We start from the raw sequence: 13,727 nt of genomic DNA, 5'->3' as shown, positions 1-13,727 counted from the left end.
ATATGGGACTTCAACTCATCAAACCCGATACCAATATCAACTTTATCGGCATCAGGAAGGTCGCCTTCCTTATATCCGGCCTCTTCATTCTGGCCGGGCTGATTTCGTTGGCTCTCAACGGTGGCCCGAAGTACGGCATCGACTTTGCCGGCGGTATGATCGTCCAGGTGAAGGCCGAAAAGACGCTTGACGTCAGTGAGTTCAAAAAAGGACTTGCAGAACTTAAGCTGCCTGGGCTTGTCGTTCAAACCTTTGGTCTGGAAAGCGATCACGAGTATCTCGTGCGCACGTCCACTTCCGAAATAGCTTCGCAGCAGATTCGGGACGAACTGACCAACGCACTGGCTAAAAACATTAAGGACAACACCTTCGAGATTCAGCGGCTGGAAATGGTTGGTCCTAAGGTTGGGGCCGATCTGCGCGCCAAAGCCCTGGAGGCCATGTTCTACGCGGTGCTGCTCATCGCGGTGTACATATCCGGCCGATTCGAACAGCGCTGGACTGTGGCGGGCATAATGGCCGCGGTACTAGGCGGCGTCATTTACGGCGTCAGTCTGACAGGTCTCGATATGGGCTGGCTCATTGTTATTGCCATGGCGGTAACACTGGGCATGTGCTGGTATCTCAAACTCAATTATGCCTTGGGCGCTGTTGTCGCCCTTATCCACGACGTGATCATCACGGTCGGTATCTTCTCCATACTGGGGAAGGAATTCGACCTGACGATCATTGCGGCACTCCTGACGATCATAGGTTACTCGCTTAACGATACCATTATCGTCTTTGACCGCATCCGTGAAAACAATCTTGCCAACAAAAACAACGAGGGGCTGGGAGCGATAATCAATCGTTCCATTAACCAGACCCTGTCCCGCACGATCATGACCTCGGCCACCACGCTATTGGTTGTCGTCTGCCTGTTTGTACTCGGCGGAAGCGTTATCCACGACTTCGCCCTGGCACTGCTCATCGGTATTGTGGTTGGAACCTACTCCTCCATCTTCGTTGCCAGCCCGATCCTGCTTGGATTCGGCCCCAGCGAACCTGAAGGGAAGCCAGTGGAAGCTTAGCTCCATCAGCTTACAAAATGAAAAGGGGAGGGACTACGGTCCTTCCCCTTTTTTTAGTTTGAACCTTTGAAGGCCCCAAAGGCTTGTGTGCCATAAAGCAGACTCTTCTTAATAGGGAGAGTTATTTCAGTCTTTCCAATTTCAGCTGCCCACAATATTCTATCTCACACATCCCGATTCCGTTGAAAAAATACCATGGCGGCACTCCTGAGTTTTGCTGGTAACAACACCAGTGAAACCAAAACGGGAGGCAGGCATGGCGAAGTTAAAGGTATCATCAGTCCAGAGGTTTGTAGATGCTTATCGTGACGAAGAGATTTGGATCGGCGTCGACGTCCACAAGCGTAGCTACAACGTAGGTCTTCTTCGGCCTGACGGAATGGTGAAAGGACTGAATCTGCCCCGCTGACAATCAGGCTTTGGTCAGGGCCATTCTGTCACGACCTGTGCGGCTCGGCGCGGTTTGCTACAGGCCGGACCCACCGGGGTTGGCTTGACGCGGGCACTTGAACAAGCCGGAATTCCTGTCGTCGTCGCGGTGCCGAGCCGAATTCCACGCCCGATTGCCGCAACCAACAAAACGGACAGCCTCGATTGCCGCAAGCGGGCCGAATGGGCCGCGTCCGGCTTGATTTGCCCGATTTTTATCCCGACGGAAGCCGAATAAGCCTTCAAGGCGCACGTCATCAGCTCACGGATTCGATTCGTAAGGTCAAGCAGCGAACTCGCGCCCTGTTCTTGAACTTCAACGTCCAGGAACCGCCGGGCAGCGCTTGGCCCCGTAGTCCGGAAAAGCGGTGAGGGGAAGGGAAAATCCTTTATCCATCCGGTCGGACAACGTCGCTTGCGAAGCCTGCTCGCGGAAGCGGCCTGAGGCTGGAAACAACGAGATGAATGGGCGGTATACAATCGAATTTTGAGCCGACACGGCGTGACGCAAAAGGCGATGACTGCGTTGGCTCGAAAAATGGCCGCCTTGCTGTGGAAGCTCAGCTTGCCACCAATAACGGCCTGAACGGATCGCGGGGGGCTTTAGGTAAAGTAGACGACGAACAAAAATGGCGATCCAAATAACAACTACCGTACCGAATCGATGCTTGGTGCCACAGAGCACGAATAAGAAGAGGAATACTTGATAATTGCGCCATAGGATGCGGGTAAAGTATGGCCTGTGAACTGGTGACTAGATATACGAGAGTCCTTGACATGGAGCCGCATAAGAAAGCCCCCTCCGACAAGTCGGAGGGGGCTGATATATTCAAAAAAACGAGGAGCTAGGCGAGCTGGCTGATCAGGTAGTCCCTGATGGCGTCGATGGTATCTTCGCCGTTCAGCTCAATGTACTTGAAGCCGCCGTCTTTCATGTTCTTGTAGTAGTTGCAGGCAGCCATGGTACCGGTCTCTTCATCGTAGTAGATATCGTGACGCTTGTTGATGGCGTCCTCATCCTGGTCGTCGCTACGGGCAGAGAGCTCGCCACCACAGACACGGCATTTGTCACCGTCAGGAGCGATGGCCGCTATGCCGACGTTGTTAGGATGGTTCGGGTTGTTGGCGCACAGGCGACGGCCCATGATACGGGCTTTGGCAATCTCGCGGGGCAGCTTGATCTCGATTACGTAGTCGAGGTTCACACCGTCTTTCTGCAGGGCTTCCCACAGCTTTTCACCCTGAACCAGGGAGCGGGGGAAACCATCCAACAGCCAGCCGTTCTTGGAACCGGCCAGAACGTCGAGAACCATGGGGATGGTGATATCATCAGGAACGAGCTCGCCCTTATTGATGTATTCCTTGGCCTTCATGCCCAGCTCGGTGCCGCCACCAATATGCTTGCGGAAGATGGCGCCGGACTCGATGTGATCCAGATTATACTTGTCCTTGGCAATGTTGCCCTGGGTGCCTTTACCGGAGCCGTTGGGCCCGAAAATCAGAATATTCATGCTAACTCCTCCTGATGATGAAACAGGCAATGCAGCTGCATCGCCGCACATTGTGCAAAAGATCACATGCTATTATACCGGGGATACGAGGAAGTCAATCCTTGGTGGAGAAAAGCACACCGGCAGCGGTAATTAAAGCCGTTTTATCTCCGGGGAATTGGAACATCGAGCCTATCCTTTTTTCGATCCATGCTGAGTCTAATTTGAATAAGGTCTCTGCCAAAACCTGCCCCCTACCGAGGCTGTCCAGAGATGCCTTATACAGCCTAAGACGCAGGGTTTTATGTGCTCGATGCAACCTTTCATTTGAGAGCAGGTCGCAAGTATCGGCCGTCTGTTCATCCCAAAAATCGGCATCCTGTCTGCCTACCCGCCAAAGTCGGGCTATCGCTTCAAAGAAATTCGGATTTTCCTCCATAAAAAGAGGAAGTATGGTATGACGTACCCGGTTTCGCTTCCATAGCTCGTCCGAATTTGAACAATCTTCCCGCCACTGGACTCCGAGGTCGGATAACAGCTCTATCAAATCGGATTTGGGGGTAAGTATAAACGGACGAATCAAACGTCTTTTACGATCATACCCGGTCATTCCCGACAAACCGGGCCAGCCCGTCCCTCTGGTAAGCCGCATGATCACATCCTCGGCCAAATCACCCAAGTGGTGGGCCAGAGCGATCGCGTCACCATCCTGTTCGGCCAAAGCTTCGGCAAACAGAGCATACCGGGCGTTTCGCCCAGCTTCTTCCAATCCCACTCCGGTTGTTTGGGCCAGAGCGGCAACATCAACATTGCGGACTATACACTCCAACCCAAGCTTTTCACAAAGCAAACGCACGAAATCGGCATCTTCAACCGCTTCCGGTCTCAATCCATGATTCAGATGAACAACGCTCACTCGGCCATTGTTCTTGCGGATCAGCCAATGCAGGGCGAGCAGAAGGGCGGTTGAGTCCGCGCCGCCGGAACATCCGACGATCAGTGTCTTACCGGATAGATCGCATTCCAATTCAGTAGAGAGAAACCGTTCGATGCGCAGGCAAAAATGTGCCCACTTGGGTGGCAGGTCCTGAATGGACGAGGGGAGAGAATCGAAATCAGCGCCCATCAGGCTGAGATGCCGAGATCCTCGATGAACTGGTCGAGGTACTCGATCATGTGCTTGCGCTGAGCTGCAGTGGCGTACGTAATACAGGAACAGCGAATCTTCTTGCGGCCCCGAACCAGCAGCTCAAGCCGAATATGGCTTTCGGACACACCTTTCACGGTTTCCAACGCCATGAAATAGGGGCCACACTCCGCCAGATGGTCCTTCTGCTCGGAATCAAGCAGATCTTCGGGGAGGGGAAGGTAATAGATCCCCTCAAGAGGGCCATTCAATTTAATATCATCAAGCGCTTTGACGATCTTGGCAAAATCATCTTCATACAGATCATCTACGAGATAGGTACGCATTATTGTTCCTTGTTTTTGGAGGCGTCGATAAACTGCTCGATGTCTTCGGGGGAACACGCGGCCGGCTTGCGGTCCATGTGGGCAGTGGAAGGCACTGTTTCGTCATCCAGGTTGAACATCCGCCTTGCCAAATCAATAAACCGTTCGGCTGAACCTTCTTCCTGAGTGCGGCGTTTCAAAAAACAGATGGGTTCATGCAAGGCCTTGTGACCAACAGAAAGGACCAACGTCTCCAGCGCCTTTCGCGTCTTTTCATCAATGGGCCCGATCTTCCTGAGCGTCTTGTGCAGCTCGCGCTGGGCGATCTCTTCACTCCGATCCACCAAATCAACGATAGTTGGCTGTAACTCAAGCGATTTCAGCCAATTGCTGAAGGTAACCGTTTCGGCATCAACTACAGCGCGTGCCTTGCCAGCTTCCTCTTGGCGCTGCGCCATGTTTTCCTCCACAACTTCCTTCAAATCATCGATGTCGTAGAGATAGACATTGTCCAACTGATTGACGTCAGGATCGATATCGCGAGGTACGGCGATGTCGATAAAAAACATGGGCTTGTTCTTACGCCGTTTCAGGACCTGCTTCACATCCTTGGCCTTGATGACGGCCACGGGAGATCCGGTGGAACTGATGACGATATCCACCTCATGCAGCCGGTCCGGCATGGCCTCTATCTGAATAGGCTCTCCATTCAGGCTGGCAGCCAATTCCTTGGCCCGCGAAAGAGTCCGGTTGGCAATGATCACGGACTGTACGCCGCCATGCAGTAGATGGGTGGCAGCCAGTTCAGCCATTTCACCGGCCCCGACCAACATGGCCCTGGTGCCGCTCAGATTGCCGAAAATCTTCTTTGCCAACTCTACGGCGGCATAGCTGATAGAGACAGCACTGGATGCGATGGCGGTTTCGGTCCTGACCCGCTTGGCCACAGAAAAGGACTTGTGCAACAATCTGTTGATGATCGTCTTGGCCGTGCCTTCATCGACGGCCGCACGATACGCATCCTTGAGCTGGCCCAAAATCTGCGGTTCGCCCATGACCATGGAATCCAGACTGCAAGCTACCGTGAAGAGATGCTCCACGGCCTCCAGGTCCACATAACGATACGTGTTTTCCCAAAGCAGATCGGCCGAACCTTTACAGATGCCAGCCCAATATTGAACCACGGCATCGAGAGCTTCGCGCTCCGCCACGTTTCTGGTCACAGCCACGATCTCCACCCGGTTGCAGGTGGAGAGGGCCATACACTCCTGAAGTGGACAGTGGGCCAAAAGGCCTTTTTCCACATTTTCCAGATCGGTAAGGGCAAACTGTTCCCGCACCTCGACACCGGCGGTGCGATGATTCAGGCCTACGAGAATTATCTTCCGGTTCATGGCACTGCCTTAAAAGTTACGGCGTGATGGAGCAACGAGATGCACATGCCTGCAAAAACCCAAATGGCAAGCATGGCCGGTTTGCGCCCCCGCCAGCCCAGCACCGTGCGCTGGTGAAAAAGAAATGCGTACAGAAACCAGACCGCCAGGGAAACCACCTTCATGGCATCCCAGGAGAAAGGACGGTCCGGAGCGATCCAATACCAGATATAGCTGGAAAACAACCCAAGTGTGAATAGCGGGAACCCGCAGAGCACGGACCACCGATTGACGGTATCGAACTTGTCCAGGGAAGGAACATCCTTCCCCATGCTCGACAGCCCGGCCTTAGTCTTCAACTTACGGTTGTAATACAAAAATGCCACACCGGCCCCAAACGCCATGGTCAGCACGCCAAGCGTCAAAATAAGGGTGCTTATGTGCAGCACAAAGAAAAGCGACGTCATAACCGGCGGCATGACCACGCGAATCCCTCCAAGGGCCAACGAAGCGACAAAAAGAAGCAACGCCAGAGGGAGGGCAGTTATAGCCAGAAATTCCAGCCGAAGCCGCCACCAAAGGAAAAAGTACAGTGCCAGGACGCACCAGGCCATGATATTGAAATAAAAGGCGCTTTCACTCAGGGCGGTGCGATCTCCAAGGAGGACCAGACTGAGATCAAGCGTATTGAGGGCGAAGCCGATAGCGGCAAACCATACCGAGATCCGCTTCAACCGATCATTGCCCGTGCCACATCCGGTGAGGAAGAGCAGGGTTCCAAGCGCATAGAGCGCTATGATGAGAATATGCAGAATTTCAAACAAGCCCATCGACTAGCTCCGGAATAATGTCGTGCAACGGCACCGGCAAAGACCTTTTAAGAATTTCCCCGACTTCGTCAAGATCGCGACTTCTCATGGCGTCCAAAAGATGGGAATTCACCAAGCCGCGAAATACCGCCGTATTCTCACTTGTCGATTTACCAAGCCCGAGCAGCAGTGGACGAAGACGCCCCATGAGAGAAAGCAGATCGGCATATTCTTCACCAAAATTTTCCTGCAATTCCTTACGGATACGTTTAGCCATGGCCGGACTTCTCCCGGAAGTGGAAATGGCCACCGTCAGATCACCACGTTTCACCGTAGCCGGAACAATGAAACTGCACTTTTCGGGTTGGTCCACGATATTGCAGAGGATGCCCTTTTCGGAGCACAGATTACTGATCCGCCAATTGACAGCTTCACTGGACGTACAGGCAATAACCAAAAAACGCCCGTCCACGTCAGTGTCTTCGAATTCACGCTGAAAAAACTCAACGTTGTTCAAGGCAAGTAGAGTCGCAAGATCGGATGCGGCTGGCGCGGTATCGACAATTGTCAATTGACCGGCCCCGGCATCCACCAGGGACTGAATCTTCCGTTGGCCGACTTCGCCCGCGCCCACAACCAAGCAACGCTTGTCTTCCAGATTTACGAAGATAGGGTAATATCGCATCGGTATACTATAACCTTGGACGGGCCGCATGTAAAACGCCAATTGTCCGGTTCTTGCAATGAAACCATAAATTGCGATAGATAATTGACGCCAAAACAATATGAAACAATATCTCGTCATACAACTTGCCCGATTCGGGGATCTTCTTCAAACCAAACGATTGCTGGCCAGTCTCTGCGCTCGCTCCGGGGGAGAGGTCCATCTCTGCCTGGATCGGTCCCTCGCACCTTTGGCCCGGCTGGTATACCCAGGTGTAACGCTCCACCCAATCACCGCCCACGGTACTGGGCTGAACGGTGTTGATGCTGCCCGGGCACTGCTGATAGACAATCGATCCGCCTTTGCCGAGCTTCAGGCCATGGAATTCGACGAAGTTTACAATCTCAATTTTTCGCCACTTAACTTCCGTCTGGCAGCTCTTTTCGATCCGGACAGTGTGACCGGCTATAGCTGGAGAGATGGGCAGGAGTTGATAGGGACTTGGCCCGCCATGGCCATGCGCTGGTCGGAAAATCGACGCATCGCTCCAAACTTGATGGATTTTTGGGGTGCCTACGCCCATGACATGATTCGGCCGGAAATGGTCAATCCGCCAGCCTGCGCGCATGGTGGGGGAATAGGTGTGGTACTGGCTGGACGCGAATCCCGCCGATCACTTCCTGCTGACGTGCTAGCGCAAACCGCTTCCACGCTGGCACAAAGCCACAAGGTGGATTCGATCCTGCTTTTGGGGAGCAAAGCGGAAATCACGACAGGGCAAGCGGTACACAAACGCATGGCCCCGGCCGTACAGCAAAAGACCCGCAATCTAGCCGGTAAAACGGATTGGAAGGGCCTGATCGAAATAGTCTCCGGCCTGGACCTTCTGCTGACTCCCGATACCGGCACCATGCACCTTGCCGCGCACGTCGGCACGCCGGTGATAGCCTGTTTCCTTTCCTCGGCATGGTGTTTCGAAACAGGACCCTACGGAGAAGGGCACACGGTTTATCAAAGCGTCCTGCCTTGCGCCCCCTGCCTGGAATCCGCCCCATGTCCCAACGATATGGCCTGCCTTAATCCATTTTCCGACTCAAAATTCCAACGCCACCTCGTCACAGGCAAAGTGGAGCACCTGCCAAATCGACTTGAAAGCTTCAAATCTGTTTTCGACCCGTTTGGCATAACATTCGAATCAGATGACGGCGACGATTTTGAAACACGGCAACGGGCCGCCTTTCGGCAATTTCTCAACCAGTACCTGACTGGGAAAATATCCAATATTTCCATGGCCGATCATGAATTCGGCCGTCGCATATACCGGGAAGCGGACTGGATGACCATGCCCGGCAAGCAACGCAAGGATTAAAAATGAACCATTTGCGCATACTCGTGGTTTTGCCGCTCTATGGCGGTTCACTTCCCATCGGTCGCTATGTGGTCTCAGCGCTTCGGGATGAAGGTCATCTTGTGGAAGTCTTTGAGGCCCCGGAATTCAATGAGGCTTATGAATCACTGAAGAAATTGAAAGTGACCACGGATAGGCTGAGCTATCTGCAAAACAGTTTTCTCAACGTGATCAGCCAATCCGTACTGGCCAAGGTGGAAACATTTGAACCGGACATGGTACTTGCCATGGCCCAGGCCCCACTGAATCAGCAGGCGCTCAAGCGGCTCAGACGCGACGGCGTAACTACCGCCATGTGGTTTGTAGAAGATTACCAACTCTTTACATATTGGAAATCCTACGCCCCCCTGTACGACATTTTTGCCGTCATACAGCGGGAACCATTCCTTCATGAGTTGGAGGTAATAGGTCAACCCAACGCCCTCTATCTTCCCTTGGCCGCCTTGCCGGAATTTCACAAACCACTGGAATTATCGCCGGTTGAAAGACGCAAATTCGGATCGGCCGTATCCTTCATGGGAGCGGGATATCCCAACCGCCGAAGGGCATTCCGAGAACTGGTGGATCGTGATTTCAAGCTATGGGGCACGGAGTGGGAGGGGGATCATGTGCTCATGCCGCTCGTGCAGATGCAGGGCGCACGCGTATCCCCGGAAGATTGCGTCAAAATCTTCAACGCAACCACTATCAACCTGAACCTGCACTCAAGCATCCAGGCCGAAGAACTGGTTACAGGGGGGGATTTCATTAACCCCCGTACATTCGAGCTGGCGGCCTGTGGAGCCTTTCAGCTGGTTGATCGCCGGGCGCTCATGTCGGAAATGTTCGAGGACGATGAGCTGGCCATATTTGAATCCATGGATGAACTGGTCGAGAAAATTACTTATTTCCTGGATCACCCTGAAGAAATGAAATCAATTGCCACCAAGGGAAGAGAGCGGGTCCTGCAAGACCATACCTATCAGGCGCGTATGCGTACGCTCATTGATTTCACGGCAAAACAGATACCCGGATGGCCTAAACCGCGTAACGAATCGATACTTCCAACCGAGGACTTTCCGCCCGAACTGGCCAACGACATTCAATCACTCACCGAAAAATTGGGACTGTCCGAAGACGTTGGTTTCGAAGATCTGGTATGGGCTGTCCGGCAACAGCAGGGGAAGCTCTCCGATCTTGATACTGCCATCTTATTTTTGGATGAATGGCGCAAGTTATACGCAAAAACCAACTAATCTTTTCTTAAAGTTACACATAAAGGAAAGCCGCTCTCAATGGAAGGCGGCTTTTAGAAATCAAATAAATACAAATCATTATAAATTCTTCTTGAACTGTCGCAACCAAGACAAAAGCTTGGGTTCCTCGCCTTGATCCTTGGGATGATAAAACCGACGCCCCTTGACCTCTTGAGGCAGATAGTCCTGATCCGCCCATGATTTGGGAAAGCTATGAGGATAGAGATACCCTCTGCCATAACCCCACTCACGCTGCAGGGCGGTGGTGGCGTTTCGTAAATGGAGCGGCACCGGAGCTGGACCGTTTTCCCGTACCTCCTTCTGGGCAGTACGATAGGCCGCATAGGTGGAATTGCTTTTGGGAGAAAGGGCGAGATAAACAGCGGTCTGCGCCATGGGAATGAAACCTTCCGGCATTCCGATGGCCTCGACCGCCTGATGACAGGCCATCGCCTGAGACAAAGCCTGGGGGTTGCCCAGCCCGATATCCTCAGATGCGGAGATAATCAGTCGCCGGGTAACAAAACGTGGGTCTTCGCCACTTTCCAGCAGACAGGCCAAATAATATAGCGCCGCATCAGGATCACTGCCACGGATGGATTTAATGAGTGCCGAAGCCAACTCATAATGGGAGTCTCCATCCCTGTCACCGCGTACAACGATTTCTGGCAAGGAATCGCGCAGGGTCTTGGCAGTACGTTTGGTTGGAGGGAGTTCAGCCGTGTATTCAATTAAATTCAAGAGGGTACGGGCATCCCCACCACCCATGGCCGCCAGAATCTCGAAGCACTCCTCTTCCAGTTCCAAATCAAGCGCCTCGGCACCACGATGCGCCACTTGCAACAACTCTGCTTTGGTAAGCGAACGCAGCCGCAAAACATGCAGCCGGGAAAGCAGCTGACGGGTGACGCTGAAGGACGGATTTTCCGTAGTGGTAGCCAACAGAGTAATCTCGCCGCTTTCCAATATGGGCAGGAAGAAGTCTTGTTGAGCCTTGGAAAAACGATGCAGCTCGTCCAAAATCAGGACATCGTTCCCCGGCAACCGCTTGCGTAGAGCGGTTAATCCCGCTTCGGGAGCACTGACACGCAAGCTTTTCTTGCCTGTCAGACCGGCCAAAAGGAGGGCAAGGGTGGACTTTCCACAGCCTGGAGGGCCAAAGAGAAGCAGACTCGGCATTCGCTTGGATTTGGCAAATGCTTCAATTCGATTGCGAATATGGCTCTGACCAACAAATTCGTCCATGCTGGTAGGGCGAATTCTATCGGCAAGTGGTTGTGTTTCTTCTATTTCCAGCTGCATTTCACATCCTGTCGGGCAAAAAATCCGAGACTCAGGCAATAGGTCGCGGCCGTCTCCCACCGCAATATACTGTTCCCAAGAGTAACCGGAGCAAATCCGGCCTCAATCAACGTCCTGGCCTCGGCTTCTTCCAGGCCGCCCTCAGGTCCAATAACGACCAAAGTTCGGCAACCTGCCAGTTGATCAGGCGAGAGCAGGTCAGTTGCCTCTTCCGCTTCCCAGGCCAAATAGCACTTGTCGAACCCTTTCGCAAAGTTCACCAGATCTGAAAGGCCATCTTGTAAAAGGGTCAGTTCAGGCAAAAAGGAATTACCGCACTGTTTGGCGGCTTGAATGCACTTGTCCTGCCAAGTTTCTTTTGCGTCATCGGGAAGAGCTCCCTGGCTACGCACCGCCATCCAGAAAGCAAGGCCTTGCGCCTTCAGTTCCACAGCTTTTTCAAACAAATACCCACGACGCTTTGATTTCCCCCAGCCTATGGCCAAAGTCAACCCGTCTTTGACTACGGGGTATTCCTTCAAACACAAGGCTTCAAGCTGTGCCTGATTCTTCCGCAATTCCAGAATACGGAATTCCCCATCATGGCCACAGCCGTCGAAAAGCCGCACCGTATCCCCCACGCGGGAACGAAGCACGGTGTGCATATGGTGGGCTTCGCCGCCATACAGCCGGACCTCTTCGCCATTCTGCATAGGCCAAGCTTCCGGTGAGAGATAAAATGAATTTTGTCGCGCCATGGAATCTCAAAAAAAAGGGCCGGGATTGAATGTCCCGGCCCCAGGCTTTAGCATTCGTTTTTGATCAGATCTTCGTAGGTCTCACGCTTTCTGGCCAGTGTAACCTTGTCTCCATCCACCAACAATTCGCAGGCACGCGGCCTGGAGTTGTAGTTGGAAGCCATGACAAAGCCATAGGCACCGGCGGAGTATACGACCAGCCGCTCTCCGGCTACGACCTCCGGCAGTTCGCGATCACGCGCCAGGAAATCACCGGATTCGCAGATGGGACCAACCACATCATAATTGGAGACAGGACGTCCCTTTTTCTCCACTTCCTCGATCTTGTGGTAGGAGCCATAGAGGCTTGGACGAATCAGGTCGTTCATCCCCGCGTCCACAATGAGAAAATTCTTGGAGGGGTTGGACTTGGTGTAAACCACCTCGGTTATGAGCACACCGGAATTACCGGCCACGACACGGCCAGGTTCCAGAATGAGTTTCAACGGCACACCCTCAAGACGCTTGCACAGGGCCCGGCCAAACTCGGAAGGGCAGGGCGGTTGCTCGGAATCATAAGGGATACCAAGCCCGCCACCCAGATCAAGATACTGAATTTCGAGGCCCATACCCTTGAGACGGTCATAAAAGACCAACAGCTTATCCAGCGCTTCCATGAAAGGATCAAGACTCGTCAGCTGGGAACCGATATGGCAGTCCATTCCGATGGGCTCGATATTCTCCATACCGGCGGCCAGTTCATAGGCTTCCAGGGAATGATCAATATCCAGGCCAAACTTGTTCTTCTTCATGCCGGTAGAAATGTACGGATGCGTCTGCGGGTCCACGTCAGGATTGATGCGGAAGCTGATCTTGGCCTTTTTGCCCATGCTGCCAGCCACTTCATTGATCTTGCGCAGCTCCGCAACCGACTCGACATTGAACATGAGGATACCTGCTTCGAGAGCCTCGCGGATTTCGGAAGCGCGTTTGCCAACACCGGAATAGACGATGCGCTCGGCCGGTACACCCGCCTTAAGGGCGCGATAGAGCTCCCCGCCGGAAACGATGTCCATTCCCGCACCCATTTCTCCCAGCAGTTTGAGCACCGCCAGATTAGAATTGGCCTTGACCGAAAAGCAGGTCAGATGCTCCACGCCGTCAAAGGCGGAATCAAAAGCTTCGAAATGGCGGCGGAAGGTGGCTGCCGAATAGACATAAAGCGGAGTACCGTACTCCTCGGCAAGAGCATCGACGCTGACTTCTTCGGCGTAAAGCTTGCCGTCACGATACTGAAAATGATGCATGAATTGGTTCTCCTCGCAGAAAACTAGTTTTCGGTTATATACACATCCGTATATACTAAGGGGACAGCAGGCAGTTCATTCTGCCCAGCAACACGAAATCTATAAGTCTTGTACGGGTCCAGCCCGCACAGCGAAATGGAAAGACGGTGTCCTTCCAGCTTGAATTCAGAACTGTCGCGGGTAATGTGCTTGACCGCACGCGGGACAAACGGACATCCCACGCACCCTTCGCCATCACCATCACCTACGGCCTCATACTGAATGCTGGCCCGGTACAGGCGCTCTTTGGCACCAGTGACCATGATATCAAGGAACAGGCAACCATCTTTCTTTTCGGCACCGGCCAATTTCAGGGAAAAGGTATCTTCCCGTTTCTGGGGCTCGGGCCATTCTTTCTTGCCCAAGGCACAGCCGAAAAGAAACAGAGCTGCAAGCACCGCCAACACAGGCAGGACGATCTTCAAACGCATGG

General features: G+C 53.2%; 14 protein-coding genes. 4 read left to right on the top strand and 10 right to left on the bottom strand.

What is annotated here, in order from left to right; genetic code table 11:
• The first annotated feature begins 2 nt into the window (after positions 1-2).
• Together secF and ACI0FG_RS07515 are read left to right on the top strand one after the other, a co-directional pair.
• Positions 3-1,070 carry a protein translocase subunit SecF gene (gene secF / locus ACI0FG_RS07520; protein WP_419787923.1) on the top strand — a complete coding sequence of 356 codons (1,068 nt, stop codon included), beginning with the start codon at positions 3-5 and terminating at the stop codon, positions 1,068-1,070.
• A 493-nt stretch (positions 1,071-1,563) separates the two neighbouring features.
• The gene (locus tag ACI0FG_RS07515; protein ID WP_419787922.1) at positions 1,564-1,737 is read left to right on the top strand and encodes a hypothetical protein; all 174 of its coding nucleotides are present in this window, start codon (positions 1,564-1,566) and stop codon (positions 1,735-1,737) included.
• A 607-nt stretch (positions 1,738-2,344) separates the two neighbouring features.
• Here ACI0FG_RS07515 and ACI0FG_RS07510 read toward each other — a convergent pair.
• From ACI0FG_RS07510 to ACI0FG_RS07485, 6 genes are all read right to left on the bottom strand, one after another.
• Positions 2,345-3,010: an adenylate kinase gene (locus tag ACI0FG_RS07510; protein WP_419787921.1), complete on the bottom strand. Its 666-nt coding sequence runs from the start codon at positions 3,008-3,010 to the stop codon at positions 2,345-2,347.
• 94 nt (positions 3,011-3,104) lie between these two features.
• Positions 3,105-4,115 (bottom strand): tRNA lysidine(34) synthetase TilS, encoded by a 1,011-nt coding sequence (gene tilS, locus ACI0FG_RS07505; protein ID WP_419787920.1) that lies wholly within the window; start codon positions 4,113-4,115, stop codon positions 3,105-3,107.
• Positions 4,115-4,462, bottom strand: coding sequence for a hypothetical protein (locus tag ACI0FG_RS07500; RefSeq protein WP_419787919.1), 348 nt, complete (start codon positions 4,460-4,462; stop codon positions 4,115-4,117). The genes tilS and ACI0FG_RS07500 overlap by 1 nt, the downstream gene beginning before the upstream one ends.
• Positions 4,462-5,835 (bottom strand): glutamyl-tRNA reductase, encoded by a 1,374-nt coding sequence (gene hemA, locus ACI0FG_RS07495; RefSeq protein WP_419787918.1) that lies wholly within the window; start codon positions 5,833-5,835, stop codon positions 4,462-4,464. The genes ACI0FG_RS07500 and hemA overlap by 1 nt, the downstream gene beginning before the upstream one ends.
• Complete coding sequence (locus tag ACI0FG_RS07490) at positions 5,832-6,644, bottom strand: cytochrome C assembly family protein (protein WP_419787917.1); 813 nt, start codon at positions 6,642-6,644, stop codon at positions 5,832-5,834. The genes hemA and ACI0FG_RS07490 overlap by 4 nt, the downstream gene beginning before the upstream one ends.
• On the bottom strand, positions 6,631-7,308 hold the full coding sequence (locus tag ACI0FG_RS07485) for a precorrin-2 dehydrogenase/sirohydrochlorin ferrochelatase family protein (RefSeq protein ID WP_419788372.1): 678 nt from the start codon (positions 7,306-7,308) through the stop codon (positions 6,631-6,633). The genes ACI0FG_RS07490 and ACI0FG_RS07485 overlap by 14 nt, the downstream gene beginning before the upstream one ends.
• Before the next feature lie 100 nt (positions 7,309-7,408).
• Here ACI0FG_RS07485 and ACI0FG_RS07480 point away from each other — a divergent pair, with 100 nt between their 5' ends.
• Entirely contained in the window at positions 7,409-8,656 is a 1,248-nt protein-coding gene (locus ACI0FG_RS07480; RefSeq protein ID WP_419787916.1) for a glycosyltransferase family 9 protein, read from the top strand.
• A 2-nt stretch (positions 8,657-8,658) separates the two neighbouring features.
• Positions 8,659-9,930, top strand: coding sequence for a CgeB family protein (locus ACI0FG_RS07475; RefSeq protein WP_419787915.1), 1,272 nt, complete (start codon positions 8,659-8,661; stop codon positions 9,928-9,930).
• Between the two features lie 78 nt (positions 9,931-10,008).
• Here ACI0FG_RS07475 and ACI0FG_RS07470 read toward each other — a convergent pair whose 3' ends face one another.
• The 4 genes from ACI0FG_RS07470 to ACI0FG_RS07455 are packed head-to-tail and all read right to left on the bottom strand — an operon-like array spanning position 10,009 to position 13,725.
• Entirely contained in the window at positions 10,009-11,232 is a 1,224-nt protein-coding gene (locus ACI0FG_RS07470; protein ID WP_419787914.1) for a replication-associated recombination protein A, read from the bottom strand.
• Positions 11,217-11,969 (bottom strand): RsmE family RNA methyltransferase, encoded by a 753-nt coding sequence (locus ACI0FG_RS07465; RefSeq protein WP_419787913.1) that lies wholly within the window; start codon positions 11,967-11,969, stop codon positions 11,217-11,219. The genes ACI0FG_RS07470 and ACI0FG_RS07465 overlap by 16 nt, the downstream gene beginning before the upstream one ends.
• Positions 11,970-12,016: 47 nt before the next feature.
• Positions 12,017-13,255, bottom strand: a complete 1,239-nt coding sequence (lysA, locus tag ACI0FG_RS07460; RefSeq protein WP_419787912.1) for a diaminopimelate decarboxylase — start codon at positions 13,253-13,255, stop codon at positions 12,017-12,019.
• A 23-nt stretch (positions 13,256-13,278) separates the two neighbouring features.
• Positions 13,279-13,725, bottom strand: a complete 447-nt coding sequence (locus tag ACI0FG_RS07455) for a hypothetical protein (protein WP_419787911.1) — start codon at positions 13,723-13,725, stop codon at positions 13,279-13,281.
• Between the last annotated feature and the right edge of the window lie 2 nt (positions 13,726-13,727).

The organism is Pseudodesulfovibrio sp. 7M6, assembly GCF_050058625.1.
Classification (GTDB): Bacteria; Desulfobacterota; Desulfovibrionia; order Desulfovibrionales; family Desulfovibrionaceae; genus Pseudodesulfovibrio; species Pseudodesulfovibrio salinus.
The sequence above is the reverse complement of the archived record's forward strand: the minus strand, read 5'-3'. Positions and strand labels throughout refer to the sequence as shown.